Origin of the sequence: Peptacetobacter sp. (genome assembly GCF_029264495.1) — a bacterium.
Taxonomy (GTDB): Bacteria; Bacillota; Clostridia; order Peptostreptococcales; family Peptostreptococcaceae; genus Peptacetobacter.
The window spans coordinates 1-17,570 of sequence record NZ_JARIBH010000028.1 but is presented as its reverse complement, the minus strand read 5'-3'; the positions used below and the strand labels follow the sequence as shown (position 1 = coordinate 17,570).

Sequence of the window (17,570 nt, the reverse complement as noted above, 5' to 3'; positions counted from 1 at the left end):
ATGGCAAAAATAGTTATAGTTGGTGGGGGAGCAGCAGGAATGATGGCAGCTATTTCTGCCAGTCAAAATAGTAAAAATGAAGTATTTCTACTTGAAAGAAATGGAGAACTTGGAAGAAAGATTAAACTTACAGGTGGTGGAAGATGTAATTTAACCAATGCAAGAGAAATAGATGATTTTTTTGAAAAAGTAGTTACAAATAAAAGATTTCTTTATAGTAGTTTTGATGCTTTTTCAAATAAAGATTTATTGGAATTTTTTGATAGAATTGGTTTAAAATATAAAATAGAAAAAGACAACGATTTTAAAGTATATACAGAAAATGATAGAGCAGAAGAGCTTATAGATTCTTTAAATAAAGAGTTATTAAAAAGAGATGTTAAAATTCTTTATAATAAAAAAGTTGTAGATTTAGAAATAAATATGTTTCCAAAAGAAGAAATTTTATCAAAAAAAGATAAAATAGGGGAAGTTAAAGGAGTTATTTTAGATAATGGAGATAGAATAGATTGCGATAAGTTAGTATTAACTACTGGAGGAAGAAGTTTTTCAAGTACAGGTTCTGATGGGAATATGTATAAAATATTAAAAAAATATGGACATAAAATACTACCTCCTATTCCAGCATTAGTTCCTTTAAAAATAGAAGAATCTTGGATTATGAATATGCAGGGAATTTCACTAAAAGATGTAGAAATTTCTTGCAAAATAAAAAAGAAAAAACTAAAACAAAATGGAGATATTATATTTACTCATTTTGGAATAAGTGGACCTGCTGTTTTAATTTTATCTTCTTATATAAATAAAACATTAGAAAATGAAAATGTAGAATTAAGTATAGACTTTTTACCAAATAGCACTAGGGAAGATATATCAGAAGCGATAAGAGAATTTCCAAATAGAAATGTAATAACAAACTTAAAAGGAATATTACCTCAAAACTTTTTAAAAGCTATAGCACAACAAGCTGGTGTTTATGAAATGAAGGTAAACGAGCTTCCTAAAAAATTAGAAAATAAGATAATATCTTTAATAAAAGAAATGAAATTAACATCTACTTCTACACTAGGAATTGAACCTGCAATAGTAACATCAGGAGGAGTATCTGTAAAAGATATAAATTCTACAACAATGGAATCTAAAAAAATAAAAAATTTACATGTAGCAGGTGAAATTTTAGATGTTGATGCTGAAACAGGTGGATACAATCTACAAATTGCATTTTCTACAGGGTTTGCAGCAGGAAAAAGTGAATTTTAAAAATTATAAAATTTTTAATTAGAAAGGAAAATATTATGATAATAGCAATAGATGGACCAGCAGGAGCAGGTAAAAGTACAATTTCAAAATTAGTAGCAAAAAAATTAAATATAAATTATATAGATACAGGTGCAATGTATAGAGCAGTAACATATAAATGTCTTTCTAATGGAATAGATATAAATAATGAAGAAGAGGTTATAAAAATAGCTAAAAATTCAGAAATAGATTTTAAAGATAATAATATATATTTAGATTCAAAAATAATAAATGAAGAAATAAGAACAAGAGAAGTAAGTTCTAATGTATCTCAAGTAGCGAAAATAAAAGAAGTAAGATTTTTAATGGTAGATGTTCAAAGAGAGATTGGTAAAAGAAATTCTGTTATATTAGATGGAAGGGATATAGGTTCATATGTTTTCCCAAATGCAGATTATAAATTCTTTTTAGTAGCCACACCTGAAGAAAGAGGGAAAAGAAGATATAAAGAGTTAGTTGAAAAAGGATACGAAACAACTCTTGATGAAATTATAAAGGATATTAAAAAAAGAGATGAAATAGATTCTAATAGAGAATTTGCACCTCTTAAAAAAGCTGATGATGCTATAGAAATAGACACAACAGGTTTAAATATAGAAGAGGTAGTTGAAAAAGTGATATCGAAAATAAAATAATGAAAGAGGGAGATATAAATAATGAAATTCTATGATTTTGCTATAAAAGTACTTAGAGTTTTTTGTAAAGTATTTTTTAGATATGAAGTAATAGGGTTAGAAAATATACCTAAAGAAGGTAATATTATAATAGCTGCTAATCATAAATCTAACTTAGACCCAATATTTGTAGCATCTGCTATAACAACAAGAGAGGTAGCAGCGATTGCTAAGAAGGAATTGTTTGAAAATAAATTCTTAGGATTTATATTAAAAAAATTAAATGTAATACCTATAGATAGAGAAAATACAGGAATCTCAACGGTAAAACATATCTTAAGAGCTATAAAAAGTGGGTATATACTAGGACTTTTCCCAGAAGGGACAAGAGTTAAAGGTAAACAATTTGGAGATGCAAAAGCAGGATTAGCATTATTTGCAACTAAAGGAAAAGCTGATGTAGTACCAATATCTGTAATATCAACATACAAATTATTTAGTAAGGTAAAAATATATATAGACAAACCTATAAAAATGGACGAATATTTCAAAATGAAACTTACAAATGATGATTATGAAAAAATATCAAAGGACGTTATGCAAGTTATAATTAAAAATTATTGTGAACAATCAGATGGAATAGTTGATATTGAAGGAATAGAATATAAATAAATATATAAAGAGTAGAATGTAAATATATAAGGAGGAGTAATATGAATTTAAAAATTTCTGAAAAAGCAGGATTTTGCTTTGGTGTAAAAAGAGCAATGGGTCTTGCTTGGAAAGAACTTTGTGAAGAAGATGAAAAAAAATTGTATGCTTTAGGACCTCTTATACACAATAAACAAGCAGTTGAAAAATATGAACAAAGAGGATTAATAACATCAAATGATATAGAAGAAGTTCCAAATGATGTAAGAATGATAATAAGATCTCACGGTGTATCAAAAAGTATATATGAAAGAGCAGAAGAAAAAAGTTTAGAGGTAATAGATACAACTTGTCCTTTTGTAAAAAAAATACATGATATAGTTCAAAAAAATTATAATGAAGGTAAAATAATAATTTTAATAGGTGATAAGAATCATCCAGAAGTAATTGGAATAAATGGTTGGTGTAAAAACACTTCTATAATAATAAAAACAGAAGAAGAAGCAAAAAACTTAAATTTAGACGCTGAAAATGAATACTGTGTTGTAGCACAGACGACTATGAATTTAGAAGTATATGGAAGAATAGTTGAAATCTTAAAATCAAAATCAGATAAAATATTTTTCCATAATACAATATGTTCTTCAACAAAAGCAAGACAAGAAGCAGCTAGAGATTTAGCAAAAGAAATGGATTGTATGGTTGTAATAGGCGGTAAGCATAGTTCTAATACTCAAAAACTAGTTGGTATTTGTAAAGAAATATGTCCAACATTTTCTATAGAAGTAAAAGAAGATTTAAATGTAGAAGAAATTAAAAAATTTGAAAATATAGGAATAACAGCAGGGGCATCAACACCAGATTGGATTATAGAAGATATAATCTCTTTTTTAGAAAGCATATAGAATATAAAATTTTATAAAACTAATAAATTTAACAGTATAATAAATTCTAAGATAAATAGTATTTATTATGCTGTTTTTTTATTAGGAAGATAGTAATCTAACCAGAATATTTCACTTTAAAAATAATTTAGATTAATAATTATTTTTAATCTAAAATAATTTATGGTATAATATAGTTAAAAATATAGGGGGGATAGATATGAAAATTTTTGAAACTATCTTTGATATTTGTTATTTAATAACCATTATTACAGTGGGAATTAAAATTATCAAATCATCAAAAAAAGGAAGCCATTTAAAATTATTTGGTATAATGGCAATTGTATTGGGATGTGGAGATGCCTTCCACTTAGTACCGAGAGTATACTCATTATGGACAGTAGGTATAAATAATGACCCTGCTGCATTAGGTTTTGGAGAAATGGTAGCATCAATAACAATGACTATTTTTTATGTTATCTTATATAATATATGGGAAATGAGATATGATATAAAAAACGACAAAACTCTAAAAACAGTAATATATTTATTAGCTATAGTAAGAATAATACTTTGCTTATTACCACAAAATGATTGGTTTGCAGCAAATCCACCACATATATGGGGAATATACAGAAATATACCATTTGTAATAATGGGATTATTAATAATTATAATTTTCTATAAAAAAGCAAAGGAAAATAAAGATTCAAGTTTTAGATATATGTGGTTAGCTATAACATTAAGTTTTGGATTTTATATACCAGTAGTGCTATATGCTCATATAATACCAGCAGTTGGAGCTTTAATGATGCCTAAAACATTAGCTTATGTTTGGATTGTATTTATGGGATATAATGCTTTAAAAAATTCAAAAGAAGAATTAAATAACCAGTAATTTATATCAAAAATTAAATAAAGATACTATATTTAATAAAGATATTATAGTAATGAATAAAAAAGAGATGTATGAATTAAACTCATACATCTCTTTTTTATTTATTTAAAAGTTAGTTCTATTTTCTTTAATAAATTCCTCATAATCTTCAAGGTCTTCTTTAGAAGGCTCGATAAATTCTTCTGCTACATTATTTTTAAATCCTATTCTTCTAGCAGGTTTATCATCATCTAATTTTGGTGCAGAAGTAATTAAAAAATTGATTTGAGAAACATGTTGAATTAATTCTGCATAATTTCCATTTACATAGCCAAAGTAATGGATTAAAGATGGATTACTGTACCCAATATCTGTTATATGCATAAGTACACTTTCTCCAAAATTAGTTAAGTAAAGAGCTATTTCCTTATCTTTATCTAAATATTGCTCAAAATCATAAATACTTTCCATTATTCTTTGGTATTGATAATCTGCAAGTTCATAATCTCTTGAAGATACAGATTTTTTTATCTTACCTGTTAAAGTATCTGTAATAACATTAGAATCATTTTTACGCATAAAAATCACTGCCCTTCAAAATATTTTTATTTAAATTAATTATAATATTATTTGAAAACTTTTTCAATGTAGTTATAAGAGATAACAACAAAATATTTTTAATAAAATAATAATAAAATACCTATCTAAATAAGTATTAGCAATATATATGAATATATAAGAAAAACTTTGTAAAAAGATAATTAATATATGATATAATAAATTTTGTATAGAATATAATGTGTATGAAGAGGTGTAGATTATGGCAAAAAATATAGAAGATTATTATAAATTAAATATATTTAATGGCGATCAACTTTATCAGATAGATTTAGGATTGAAAGAAGGTTTAGATGTTGATATTTATGCAAAATGTGAGTATAAATTTGATCAAATGTATGAAATAAGAATGGGAATAAAAGAAGGTCTTGATATATCATATTATACGAATCATAAATTAGATGCAAATCAAATGTACGAAATAAGAAAGGGATTAGAAAGAAATCTAGACGTTTCAATATATGCAGATGATATTTTTATTTGGAGCCAGATGGAACAGATAAGAATGGGTTTAGAAAGTGGTGTTGATGTTTCTAAATATGCAAAAAATACTTGTTATACATCTGTTATGGAGCAAATAAGAAAAGGCTTAGAAAATGGTGTCGACATATCAAAATACACTGAAAGAAAACTTTTTGCAAATCAGATGGAGCAGGTAAGGCTAGGATTAGAAAATGGAATAAATCCAGAATCTTATGCTTGGAGAAAATTTGATGCCTCTGAAATGAAAAATATGAGATTAGAATTAGAAAAAGAAAAAATATAGATTTAATGATTAAATTTTAAAAAGGCTTAGTAATACTTGCTAAGCTTTTTTGTATATAATCAAACTTATATGGTATAATATCTTTTGATTAAGTTTATTTTAAGGATTTAATGATAATATGATTTAAAATAGCGATTTTAAACTTATTATTTCAATCTATTTGTATAAAATAAATATAGTATTGAAAAACTAATATTTAAAAATATTATATAAGATTATAAAGATAAGTTAGTAGAAAATATTAAAAGAATAAATAAAGAAAGGAGTATGTCAAAACTAAAAATATTATAGAATTTAAAAATAAAGATAATATATCTAAATTTAAATTATTAAAGAGTAAATAAATTAAATAGATTACTATTTATATTATTCAAAATTGAATTTAATAAGTATGTGATTAAATATAATTTATAGATATTTATAGATTTTTGACAATAAAAGTTAGATGAATCCAAAAAAACCGAAAAAGTCGATTTTATACTACTATGCTATGATGATGATTTTTGTAATGTTATTAAATATACTTGTATTTCCAAGTATGATGGAAAGAAAGACAGTGCAAATAAGTTATAGCAAATTTGAGCAAATGTTACAAAAAGAAGAGATAAAATCAGTGGAATTAGATAATGATAAAATAGCAATCATTCCTAAAAAGAAAACTGATAGGAATATATATGTAACAGGTAATATGCAAGACCCAAATATTATTACAAAACTTAATGACAAGAAAGTTTCTTTTAGTAAAGAAATTCCAAAAGAAACATCTCCTCTTGTAAACTTTTTACTTACATGGATATTACCATTTGTCATTTTAGGAGTTATAGGTAATCTTATGATGAGAAATCTTTCTAAAAGAATGGGTGGAAATTCTATGCAGTTTGGTAAATCAAATGCAAAAGTATATGTACCTGCACAAAGTGGAAAAAGATTTTCGGATGTAGCAGGACAAGATGAAGCAAAGGAAGCTTTAACCGAAATAGTAGATTTTCTTCATAATCCTGAAAAATATAGAGAAATAGGTGCTCAAATGCCAAAAGGAGCTCTTTTAGTAGGGCCTCCAGGAACAGGTAAAACACTTTTAGCAAAAGCTGTTGCAGGTGAAGCAGGAGTTCCGTTCTTTTCAATTTCAGGCTCTGAATTTATAGAAATGTTTGTTGGTATGGGAGCTGCTAGAGTAAGAGATTTATTTAAACAAGCTAAAGAAAAAGCTCCTTGCATAGTCTTTATAGATGAAATAGATGCTATTGGTAAAAAAAGAGATGGAGCAAATGGTATGGGTGGAAATGATGAAAGAGAACAAACACTTAACCAGTTGCTAAGTGAGATGGATGGATTTGATGGTGGAGTAGGAGTTGTAATATTAGCAGCTACTAATAGACCAGAAAGTCTTGATAAAGCTCTTTTAAGACCAGGTAGATTTGATAGAAGAGTTCCAGTAGAATTACCAGATTTAAAAGGTAGAGAAGCTATATTAAAAGTTCATGCAAAATCAGTTAAATATAATGAGGAAATAGATTTTAATGAAATTGCAAGAGCTACATCAGGTGCATCAGGTGCAGAGTTGGCAAATATAGTAAATGAAGCTGCACTTAGAGCTGTAAGAGATGGAAGAAAATTAGTTGAACAAATGGATTTAGAAGAAGCAGTTGAAACAATAATAGCAGGTTATCAAAGAAAAGGTGCTGTAATTAGTCCTAAAGAAAAGAAAATAATAGCTTATCATGAAATAGGACATGCACTAGTAGCTGCGATAAATAAACATTCTGCTCCAGTACATAAAATAACTATAGTACCTAGAACTTCTGGTGCACTTGGGTATACAATGCAGGTTGAAGAAGGCGAAAAAGTTTTAATGTCTAAGGAAGAAGCTATAGATAAAATAACTACATTTACAGGTGGACGTGCAGCAGAGGAAGTAATATTCAATATGTGTACATCAGGTGCATCAAATGATATTGAACAAGCTACAAGAATAGCTAGAGCGATGATTACAAGATTTGGTATGAGTGATGAATTTGGAATGGTAGCTTTAGAAACTTTAAATAACCAGTATTTAGGTGGAGATACTTCTTTAGCATGCTCAGATGAAACATCTTCAAAAATAGATAAAGAAGTAATTGAACTTGTTAGTAATTGTCATAAAAAAGCAACTCAGATACTTGAAGAAAATATAGACAAACTACATGAGCTAGCTGAATATCTTCTTGAAAAAGAAACTATAACAGGTGAAGAGTTTATGAATATATTAAATGGAAAAGATAATGATGAAGAGATAGATAAAAATTCATCTGATAATCAAGAAAAAGATTTAAACTCTGAAAATATAAAAGAAGATATAGAAATAGAAACTGAAGTAAAATCAGATTCAGAAACATCGGAAACAGAAGAATAAAATATAACAAATCTTTAATAATTTAAATATTAATGTTAACTTTAATAGTTTAGATATTAATATTAAAGAGAAAATTATTTTTAATAAAAATATATAATTTAAATACAATATATAAATAAAAAGGCTTTATCTAATTTAGATAAGGCCTTTTGTGTATATAAAAATAAGTTTTAAGAATATTTCATTGAAACTTTAATATTTTATTGCAAGTTTAATATTTTTCTATAAGAAATTTATTTACAATAGTTCTTCCTATAACATCAGAAATCCAGTTATATTTTACAATAACATCTTTATATTCTAAAAAAGCTCCTTTTGGCATAGGAACATTGCTATCTGTCATTGTTTCAATAAGAGTTATTAACTTCAATAAAGTATTTTGGTCTTGTTCAGCAATTCTATCATCTGCAAAAATCATCTTTTTTATATCTAAATAATCAGTATTGTTATTTATATAATATGAAGAACTATCTACTATATCTTCAGAAGAAATATTTTTATTACATATTTTATCATTATTCTCTTTTTTATCTATATTGTAGTTTTCATAATTTTTTTCAAATTTATATTTTGAAGATTCATCAATTTTATTATCAAAATCTCTTTTAAAGCATGAATCATCTTCTATTGAATCAGGTATAAAAGAACCTCTTTTAAAAGAAAATGAAGGAACAGAATTTATCTCATCAGATGGTTTATCAAATTCTAGACCTTTTTGAAGAACTTCCATAACCATAACAGTATCGCTTATAAATACTTTTGCATTTAAATATCTTTTTTCACTTAAAGCAACTAAAGTTTCTCTAATTTCTTCAAGAGTCATATTTTTAATCTTTTCATCTATAAAATCATCTTTCATTAATACCTTTCTATCCTCTAAGGCATATGGTTTTATAAATGAAAGAATATTTTTCTCGTTTTGAGTAAGCATATATATACCTCCTTAAAGTTATTAATATAAATTTATATATTATTATACTACATTTTAGAGAATAAATAAAAAAACTTATTTAATATATGTTGATAATAAAAATAAATTAATAAGGTATTTTGGCTAAAAGTTAGTGTATGGTATAATTTAATAGAGGTGATTTAAGTGAATTTAAAAATATATCCAAAAAAATTATCTGGAGATATTATTGTTCCACCTTCAAAAAGTTTTGCACATAGAGCACTTATATGTTCATCGCTTGCAGAAGGGAAAAATACAATAAATAATATAGAATTATCTGATGATATAAAAGCAACATTATATGGATTAGAAAAAATAGGTATAAAATATAAATTAGATAAAAATAAGATAGAGATAGAAGGAATAAATATAAAAACATATAATAATACAGAAATGTGCAACATAGATTGTAATGAATCAGGATCTACACTTAGATTTTTAATTCCTATTGTAGCAGCACTTGGTATTAAATGTAAGTTTAAAATGAGTGGGAATTTAGGGAAAAGACCTCTTGATATTTATTATGATATATTTAGAAAAAATAATATATACTTTGAAAAAGAAAGAAATAGTCTTTTCATAAATGGGAAACTAAAATCAGGTATATATGAAATACCTGGAAATGTAAGTTCTCAATTTATTACAGGAATGATGTTTGCACTTTCACTTTTAGAAGAAGATTCTGTTATAAAAATTATAAATAAAATAGAATCTAAAAGTTATATTGATATAACATTAGAATGTTTAAGAGATTTTGGAATAAAAATAGAAAATAATAATTATCGTGAATTTATAATAATTGGAAAACAAAAATATAATAACATAGAATATACAGTAGAGAGCGATTTTTCTCAAGGAGCATTTTTCTTATGTGCAGATGCTATAGGAAATGATATAAATATAAAAGGTCTTAATGAAAATTCAGTTCAAGGAGATAAAGTTGGCATAGATATTTTGGAAAGAATGAATTGTAAAAAATTATTTGATAAAAATAAAAATATAAAAATTATAACAGATAATTTAAAAAATACTAAAATAGATGCATCAGATTGTCCAGATATAATTCCAATTTTTTCCGTATGTGCTGCATTTGCAAATGGTAATACAGAAATAATAAATGCAAAAAGGTTGAGAATAAAAGAGTGTGATAGACTTCACGCAATTAGCGAAGAACTATCAAAACTAGGATGCAATATAATAGAAAAAGAAGACTCGATTATAATTAATGGAAACGGTAATAAAAAATTAAAAGGAGATTCTACTGTTTGGAGCCATAAAGATCATAGAATATGTATGATGTTATCAATAGCATCGACTATTTGTGAAAAAGAAATAATTATAAAAGATGCTGAATGTATTTCAAAATCATATCCAAGATTTTTTGAAGATTTTAAAAAACTAGGTGGAGAATATAAGATATTGGGAGATGATATAGTTGAGTAGTATGTGGGGAAAAAATATAAAAATTTCTATATTTGGCGAATCTCATGGTAAAGAAATAGGTGTTGTAATAGATGGAATTGAATCTGGATTTGAGATAGATTTTGATAAAATTAAAAAGCAGATGGATAGAAGAAAACCAGGTCAAAATAAATTATCGACATCTAGAAAAGAAGAGGATATTCCAGAAATAGTAAGTGGTTTTTTTGAAGGTAAAACAACAGGAACACCCCTATGTGCAGTTATAAAAAATAAAGATAAAAAGTCAGTTGACTATACACAAATAAAAGATAATTTTAGACCAGGACATGCTGATTATACAGGGTTTATTAAATATAAAGGATATAATGACTACAGAGGAGGAGGACATTTTTCAGGAAGACTTACTGCACCAATAGTATTTGCAGGTGCAATATGTAGACAAATACTTGAAAAAAACGGAATAAAAATTGTATCCCATATAAAATCAATAAAAGATATAGATGACGATAAATTTGATTATGTAAATATAAGCGATAATACAATACAAGAATTATCAGAAATGAATTTTCCTGTTATAAACAAATGTGTAGAAAGTAAAATGAAAAAAGAAATATTAGATGCTAGAGAAAATTTAGATTCAGTTGGGGGAAAAATAGAATGTGCTGTAGTAGGGATAGATGCTGGATTTGGAAGTCCTATATTTGATACTATTGAATCAACTATATCTAGTATGATGTTTTCTATTCCTGCTGTAAAAGGAATTGAATTTGGAAGTGGATTTAATATATCTTCTATGTATGGTTCAGAATCCAACGATGAATTATTTATTGATGATGAATATAATATTAAATCCAAAACAAATAACAATGGTGGAGTTATTGGTGGAATAACAAACGGTATGCCGATAGTATTTACTGTGGCGATAAAGCCAACACCATCAATAGCTAAAAAACAAAATACAATAAATATATCAAAAATTAGAGAGTTAGAAGATAATATAAATATAGTTTCTAATAGGGAAAATATTAAAAATACAGAAATAGAGATAAAAGGAAGACATGACCCTTGTATAGTTCAAAGAGCAGTAAGTGTGGTAGAAAATGCTGTGGCAATTGCAATTTTAGATATAATTTATGATAAATAGGAGAAAATTATGAATAAATTAGATGAATATAGATTAGAAATAGATGAAATAGATGAAAAAATAGTAAAATTATTTGAAAAAAGAATGGAAACTGTATTAAAAGTTGCTAATTATAAAAAAGAAAATAATATGGAAATTTTACAAGTTGATAGAGAAAATATAGTACTTGATAAAGCTATTAATAATTTAAATAATAAAGAATATTCTGATGATATAAAAGAGGTATTCAAACTTATCATGAAGTTAAGTAAAAATAAACAAAACGAAAAATTGAATTTATAATAATGATTTGAAAATTAAAAAATTCATTTTATAAAGAGGCATTGATATGAGTATAAGCTTAATTTTAGCGATTATTTTTTATATATATTTTATAGTATTGTTTTTCCTTATGAATGGTGTAGCTTTTAGCGGTTTCTTTTTTATATTAGGAAGCATATGTTTAATTTACCATTTATCTAGAAATAAAATAAAAAAATGTAGAGGTCTATATATGTTTATTAAAGGATTTATAGTGATAATAATATCTATATTTATTATTGTGGAAAGTATGATAATATCTTTTCCTAAAAACAATATAGAAAATTGTGATTATGTAATTGTTTTGGGTGCTAGAGTAATTGGAAATGAGGTTGGACTTACATTAAAAGGTAGACTTGATAAGACCTTAGAGTATATAGAAAAAAATAATAATAGTAATTGTAAAGTAATTGTTTCCGGTGGAAAAGGAGATGATGAAAATATTTCAGAAGCAGAAGCGATGAAAAGGTATCTTGTGAAAAAGGGATTAAATTCAAATAGAATAATAAAAGAGGATAAGTCAGTTAATACAAATGAGAATTTTAAATTTTCAAAGGAAAAAATAGAAAAAGATAGTAAAAAGGAAATATCAAATTTAAATATAAAAGTAGTTACAACTGATTTTCATGCTTTTAGAAGTAGTAAGTATGCAAAAAATATAGGGTATCGTAAATTAAATTTCTATACTGAAAAAACTAAGTGGTACTTAGTACCTGTTTTATATGTAAGAGAATTTTTTGCGATTATAAAAATGTTTATAATTAATTTTATATAAATTTTTTGGAATTATTTCTTTATTTATTAATGCTAATAACTATCTTTTTAATTTAGAAATAATATATATTGAAGTTATTTTTAAAAATGTATATTTTAAAAAAATAATTGCAATTTTTTATTTATAAAATTTTAACAAATAACAAAAAATAATGTTTGAAACTTTGCTCAAAATATGATAATTTAAATAATGTATGATTAAGATGAGTGAAGGAGAGATTACATGTTTGAAATGAAAGAACTTTTAAAAAATGAAGCAAACGAATGTTTATTATGCAAAAAACCAAGTTGTAGAACAAACTGTCCAGTTCATACAGATATACCAGGCATAATAAATCTATTTAAAGAAGGAAAAATGGAAGAAGCAGGAGAAATATTATTCGAAAATAACCCAATGTCAGCAATATGCGCAATGGTCTGTCCACACGAAGATCAGTGTTTTGGTCATTGTATAAAAGGAATAAAAAAAGATCCAGTTGAATTTTATAAAATAGAAGAATATATATCTAGAGAATTTTTAAAAACAGGAAAAATAACTATAAAAGAAGAACCTAAAAATCAAAGAGTTGCAGTAGTTGGTTCAGGACCAGCTGGTTTAACAATAGCTACTGAATTAGTTAAAAAAGGTTATAAAGTTACTGTTTTTGAAAAAAATGGTAGAGTTGGTGGTATATTAAGATACGGTATACCTGATTTTAGATTACCAAGAGAAATAGTAAAAGATATGATAAGAATATTAGAAGAAGCAGGAGTTACATTTAAAACAAACACTGCTATTGGTCAGGTTATAACTTTAGATAAATTATTCTATGATGGATATGATGCTGTGTTTATAGGAACAGGAACTTGGAGTCCAAAGAGATTAGATATAAAAGGTGAAACTTTAGGAAATTCATTATACGCTATAAACTACTTAAGATCACCAAAAAGATATAATTTAGGTAAAAAAGTTATAGTTATAGGTGCTGGTAATGTTGCAATGGACGCAGCTAGAAGTGCTAAACATTATGGAGCAGAAGAAGTTGTAATAGCATATAGAAAAGACTTCTGTGATATGAAAGCTTGTAAAGCAGAAATAGAAGAAACTAAAGAAGATGGAGTAGTGTTTGATACATATAAAGCTCCTATAGAAATAACAGAAGAAGGAGTAGTACTTGCTGACACTCAAAGAGTTAAAGATGAAAACGGTAGAGAGTCTGTTGTTATGATAGAAGGAAGCGAAAAATTATATGAATGTGATTCTATATTAATAGCTGTTAGCCAGACTGCTAGAAATACAATCGTTAAAAACAATCCAGAATTAGAAGTTAATAAATGGGGTCTTTTAGTAACTGATGAATACGGCGAAACTACTAAAGAAGGAGTATTCTCAGGAGGAGATGTTACTTCTGGACCAAGTACGGTAATAGAAGCAGTTGTAAACTCTAAAAAAGCAGCTGAATCTATAGATAAATATCTAACTGAAAAAAGAAATAAATAATTTTATAAAAAAAGGACTATGTATATAGTCCTTTTTTGTTTGAAGAATTTATTTATAATTTGAAGAATTTATCTATAAATAGATTTTATTCAAATTAGTCTCTTTTTTTCAATATTTCTGTATAAGATATTTTAGAAATTTTTCTATATAAAAGAATATATACTACAAAATAACTCAATAATATCAGACCTATAATAAATCCATACATACAAGGAGATAGATATCCACCCATATAAGATTCAATATCTGATACAGTAGCTGGGAAAATAAAATCTACAATTAATTTTGAAATTGGTACACTTATAAAAATACTCATCAAAATAATTATAAATGTGCTATTTAGATATAGCTTTTTGACTTCTGAATCATTATATCCGAATATTTTCAATAGAGAAATACTAAAAGAAGATCTATCAATGATGATTTTCATAAGTAAATACATTACACAACAGAATAATATGACAGATATAACAATCATTAAAATAAGCATATTCATCATAATATCCAACATCTTATTTCCAACGTCTGACAATTCTTTTGTAGAAACAAGTGATAAAAGCATATTTTCATCTATATCGAGTTTATTATTTGAAATTATGGTATTGTAATAATCATCTGGAACATTACTTAATTTTCTCATAGCATCGACATTCATAAAGAAATATAATCCATTTGAATAAGGAACAATATCAGAAATAGTAACACAGTAATTTTTATCTTCTAATTCATCATGCAGTATAACTACATCACCTTTTTTATAGCCAAATTTTTTAGATGCTGAATCAGATATAGCAATATAGTTTTTATCATTTTTTAATTTATCAGAGAAAGTAAAGTATTCACTATCATCTTTTACACCCATAATAGTTACGTTCATATAGTCATCGGTAATATAAAATTTAGTTTCAGCAGATTTTATATAAGCTTCTTCTCCTTTTTCAGGGATATCTTCTAATGGATTTGCAAGAAGATAAGTATATTTATTTGGAACATTTTTTTCTATATTATCTGTATATTTTGTCACAGCCCCATATATAGAAAGCCCCCAAACCATTAAAAGTATAGAAAGTCCCATTCCTATAAACATAAGAATGAAAGTTTTCCATTCTCTAATAACTTGTCTAATCTTATATGAAGTCATATAAGTAAATTTATTTAAAGATATATTGAAACTTTTCTTAACTTTTTTCTCTTTTCTTAATAAACTTAGAGGTTTTTGATTTAATTTTATAGATAATATAAAATAGTTTATTACAATAGTAAAAATATTAGGCATAAATAAACCATATACAATTAAATAATTATCAATAACAATTTTTAATGGAGGATATGAATATATAGTAACATTTCCAGTTGCTATGAATTTGGTTAAAAAATATGTAAAAATTAAACCAATAATAGAGCCCAAAAGAACTACCAAAATTGGTAAAATTAAAAAATGTTTAACAAGTTCTTTCTTTTTATATCCCATAGCATACAATGTTCCTACTATTTCGCTATTTGTATCTACATTGTGTGAAGCAAATACAGAAAACATGAAAGCTATCAATGCAAATGCAAATATTCCTACATATAGACCGCAAGTCTTATTTAGAGCAGCATCATCAGAAGCTGCATTTATTCTTTTGTTATTATCTTTTTTGATAAAAGAAGATAAATTAATAGTATCTATATCATATAATTCATCTGTTATTTCAGTAATATCATCGCCCATAATTTTTATACCATTTGATATTTCATTACTTCCTTTTTTTAATTGGTACGCACTATTTGCAATATTATGACTGCCTGATTTTTGAGCTTCTAAAGACGATATCAATGGAGCTAATTCTGGAATATTAAGACTAGATATAGCATTTTTCGTACTATCAAGGCTATTTGCTAATTCATTAGCACCGCTTTGTAATCTATCAAGACCATTAGATAATTTATTGCTTCCATTTAAAAGAGTTGATATAGAATCATCTCTTTCATTTTTAAAATCTTCAGCCTCTTTGTATAGATTTTTTAGATAAGTATCTGTAATTAGTTCTTTATCACACTCTAAATCTATCAAGTAATCTTTTAACTCAGAATCTTTTACATCAGAGTTTATTTTTTTGTAAGAATATTGATAAATTTCTCTATCACCACTATCTTTTACAATGGATTTTAAAGTATTGTCAGATACAAAAATAAGGCCAAATTTTTTATTATTAGTTCCTAAATCTGTAAGATTTTTTATAGGATATATATAATCAGGAACACAGCCTATACCACAGATAGTATAATTTTTTCCTGCGATGTTAATAGAATCATTTATTTTATAATTATTTTCATCAGCATATTTTTGCTCTATGATTACTTCTTTATCAGAAATAGATTTTCTACCTTTTAAGATTTCTATTTTATTTATTTTGTTTCTAAAAGAAAATATCCTCAGTTCTCCATTATTGAACGAAATATCTACATAATATTGCTTTTCTATATCAAAACCTTTTTCATTTATATTTTCAACTTGACTATTATTCAATGGAGTATATAGTGAAAAGTTACCATCTTCAACATTAGTCCTATTTTGATAAATAGAGGTTGTATAATCTATTGAGTCAGTAGATGAAGCTAGGCTACAAACCATAGAAACTGATAGGATAACTATAAAAAATAGAGCAAAATATTTAAAAGGATTGTTCTTTAATTCTCTAAAAACTCTTTTATTAAGAATCATAATATACCTCCTTTACCATTCTATATCTTTTGCTGGAATTATATTTTCATTTTTTCTATCTATTGATATATGTGCATCTCTAATTTCTAAAATATGAGATGACATATTTTGAATGGCTATATTATGAGTGACTATTATTATAGTTGTTCCATATTTTTTATTTATTTTTTCTAATAAACATAAAATATCTTTAGAAGAATGAAAATCTAAAGCTCCTGTTGGTTCATCACAAAGCAAAACAGATGGATTTTTTATTATTGCACGAGCAATAGCACATCTTTGCTGTTGTCCACCAGATAGTTGAGGTGGAAATTTATTGATATGCTCTTTTAAATCTAAAGTTTCTAATAATTCATCTATATCTAATGGATTTTTAGATAAATATTCACAAACTTGTATATTTTCTTTCACAGTTAAATCAGGAATAAGATTATAAAATTGGAATACATATCCAAAATATTCCCTTCTATAATTAGAAAGTTTTTTATTTGATAAAGATGATATTTCCGTATGATTTACATTTACAATTCCAGAATCGATATTATCTAGACCTCCGATAATATTTAAAAGAGTAGATTTTCCAGAGCCACTAGGTCCTACTATTGTACAAATTTCACCTTTTTCAATATTTAAATTAACTTTATCTAAAATAGTATTCTTACCATATGATTTTGTAACATTTTTTAAATT

16 protein-coding genes are annotated in these 17,570 nt (G+C 25.6%); 12 read left to right on the top strand and 4 right to left on the bottom strand.

Going from position 1 to position 17,570, the window contains the following annotated elements:
• The 5 genes from Q1J78_RS02795 (at nucleotide 1) to Q1J78_RS02775 (ending at nucleotide 4,346) form a co-directional block, all read left to right on the top strand.
• The gene (locus tag Q1J78_RS02795) at nucleotides 1–1,260 is read left to right on the top strand and encodes a BaiN/RdsA family NAD(P)/FAD-dependent oxidoreductase (RefSeq protein WP_300276269.1); all 1,260 of its coding nucleotides are present in this window, start codon (nucleotides 1–3) and stop codon (nucleotides 1,258–1,260) included.
• Between the two features lie 35 nt (nucleotides 1,261–1,295).
• The gene (gene cmk / locus Q1J78_RS02790) at nucleotides 1,296–1,934 is read left to right on the top strand and encodes a (d)CMP kinase (protein WP_300276267.1); all 639 of its coding nucleotides are present in this window, start codon (nucleotides 1,296–1,298) and stop codon (nucleotides 1,932–1,934) included.
• A gap of 21 nt (nucleotides 1,935–1,955) precedes the next feature.
• Nucleotides 1,956–2,585, top strand: coding sequence for a lysophospholipid acyltransferase family protein (locus Q1J78_RS02785; RefSeq protein ID WP_300276265.1), 630 nt, complete (start codon nucleotides 1,956–1,958; stop codon nucleotides 2,583–2,585).
• Nucleotides 2,586–2,626: 41 nt separating this feature from the next.
• Nucleotides 2,627–3,469, top strand: a complete 843-nt coding sequence (locus Q1J78_RS02780; RefSeq protein WP_300276263.1) for a 4-hydroxy-3-methylbut-2-enyl diphosphate reductase — start codon at nucleotides 2,627–2,629, stop codon at nucleotides 3,467–3,469.
• 199 nt (nucleotides 3,470–3,668) lie between these two features.
• On the top strand, nucleotides 3,669–4,346 hold the full coding sequence (locus tag Q1J78_RS02775) for a hypothetical protein (RefSeq protein WP_300276261.1): 678 nt from the start codon (nucleotides 3,669–3,671) through the stop codon (nucleotides 4,344–4,346).
• Between the two features lie 105 nt (nucleotides 4,347–4,451).
• Here the strand turns inward: Q1J78_RS02775 and Q1J78_RS02770 are convergent, their stop codons facing one another.
• Nucleotides 4,452–4,904: a DUF6173 family protein gene (locus tag Q1J78_RS02770; RefSeq protein ID WP_300276259.1), complete on the bottom strand. Its 453-nt coding sequence runs from the start codon at nucleotides 4,902–4,904 to the stop codon at nucleotides 4,452–4,454.
• A gap of 241 nt (nucleotides 4,905–5,145) precedes the next feature.
• Between Q1J78_RS02770 and Q1J78_RS02765 the strand changes: the two genes are divergently transcribed.
• Both Q1J78_RS02765 and ftsH read left to right on the top strand, forming a co-directional pair.
• A complete protein-coding gene (locus tag Q1J78_RS02765; RefSeq protein WP_300276257.1) occupies nucleotides 5,146–5,709 on the top strand; it encodes a hypothetical protein in 564 nt (187 codons plus the stop codon).
• A 445-nt stretch (nucleotides 5,710–6,154) separates the two neighbouring features.
• Nucleotides 6,155–8,101: an ATP-dependent zinc metalloprotease FtsH gene (gene ftsH / locus Q1J78_RS02760; protein WP_300276255.1), complete on the top strand. Its 1,947-nt coding sequence runs from the start codon at nucleotides 6,155–6,157 to the stop codon at nucleotides 8,099–8,101.
• A 211-nt stretch (nucleotides 8,102–8,312) separates the two neighbouring features.
• On the opposite strand, the gene Q1J78_RS02755 is transcribed toward ftsH, so the two are convergent.
• A complete protein-coding gene (locus Q1J78_RS02755; RefSeq protein ID WP_300276253.1) occupies nucleotides 8,313–9,032 on the bottom strand; it encodes a hypothetical protein in 720 nt (239 codons plus the stop codon).
• Between the two features lie 165 nt (nucleotides 9,033–9,197).
• Between Q1J78_RS02755 and aroA the strand changes: the two genes are divergently transcribed.
• From aroA to Q1J78_RS02730, 5 genes are all read left to right on the top strand, one after another.
• On the top strand, nucleotides 9,198–10,496 hold the full coding sequence (gene aroA / locus Q1J78_RS02750; protein WP_300276251.1) for a 3-phosphoshikimate 1-carboxyvinyltransferase: 1,299 nt from the start codon (nucleotides 9,198–9,200) through the stop codon (nucleotides 10,494–10,496).
• A complete protein-coding gene (gene aroC / locus Q1J78_RS02745; RefSeq protein WP_300276249.1) occupies nucleotides 10,489–11,619 on the top strand; it encodes a chorismate synthase in 1,131 nt (376 codons plus the stop codon). Before aroA ends, aroC begins: the two co-directional genes overlap by 8 nt.
• 9 nt (nucleotides 11,620–11,628) lie before the next feature.
• Entirely contained in the window at nucleotides 11,629–11,901 is a 273-nt protein-coding gene (locus tag Q1J78_RS02740) for a chorismate mutase (RefSeq protein WP_300276247.1), read from the top strand.
• A 211-nt stretch (nucleotides 11,902–12,112) separates the two neighbouring features.
• Nucleotides 12,113–12,694 carry a YdcF family protein gene (locus Q1J78_RS02735; protein WP_300276245.1) on the top strand — a complete coding sequence of 194 codons (582 nt, stop codon included), beginning with the start codon at nucleotides 12,113–12,115 and terminating at the stop codon, nucleotides 12,692–12,694.
• Nucleotides 12,695–12,916: 222 nt separating this feature from the next.
• Nucleotides 12,917–14,173 (top strand): NAD(P)-dependent oxidoreductase, encoded by a 1,257-nt coding sequence (locus tag Q1J78_RS02730; RefSeq protein ID WP_330683212.1) that lies wholly within the window; start codon nucleotides 12,917–12,919, stop codon nucleotides 14,171–14,173.
• 94 nt (nucleotides 14,174–14,267) lie between these two features.
• Here Q1J78_RS02730 and Q1J78_RS02725 read toward each other — a convergent pair whose 3' ends face one another.
• Both Q1J78_RS02725 and Q1J78_RS02720 read right to left on the bottom strand, forming a co-directional pair.
• Nucleotides 14,268–16,880, bottom strand: a complete 2,613-nt coding sequence (locus Q1J78_RS02725; protein ID WP_300276243.1) for an ABC transporter permease — start codon at nucleotides 16,878–16,880, stop codon at nucleotides 14,268–14,270.
• A gap of 12 nt (nucleotides 16,881–16,892) precedes the next feature.
• Nucleotides 16,893–17,570: ABC transporter ATP-binding protein (locus tag Q1J78_RS02720; protein ID WP_300276241.1), on the bottom strand; the 678-nt coding region annotated here is incomplete at its 5' end.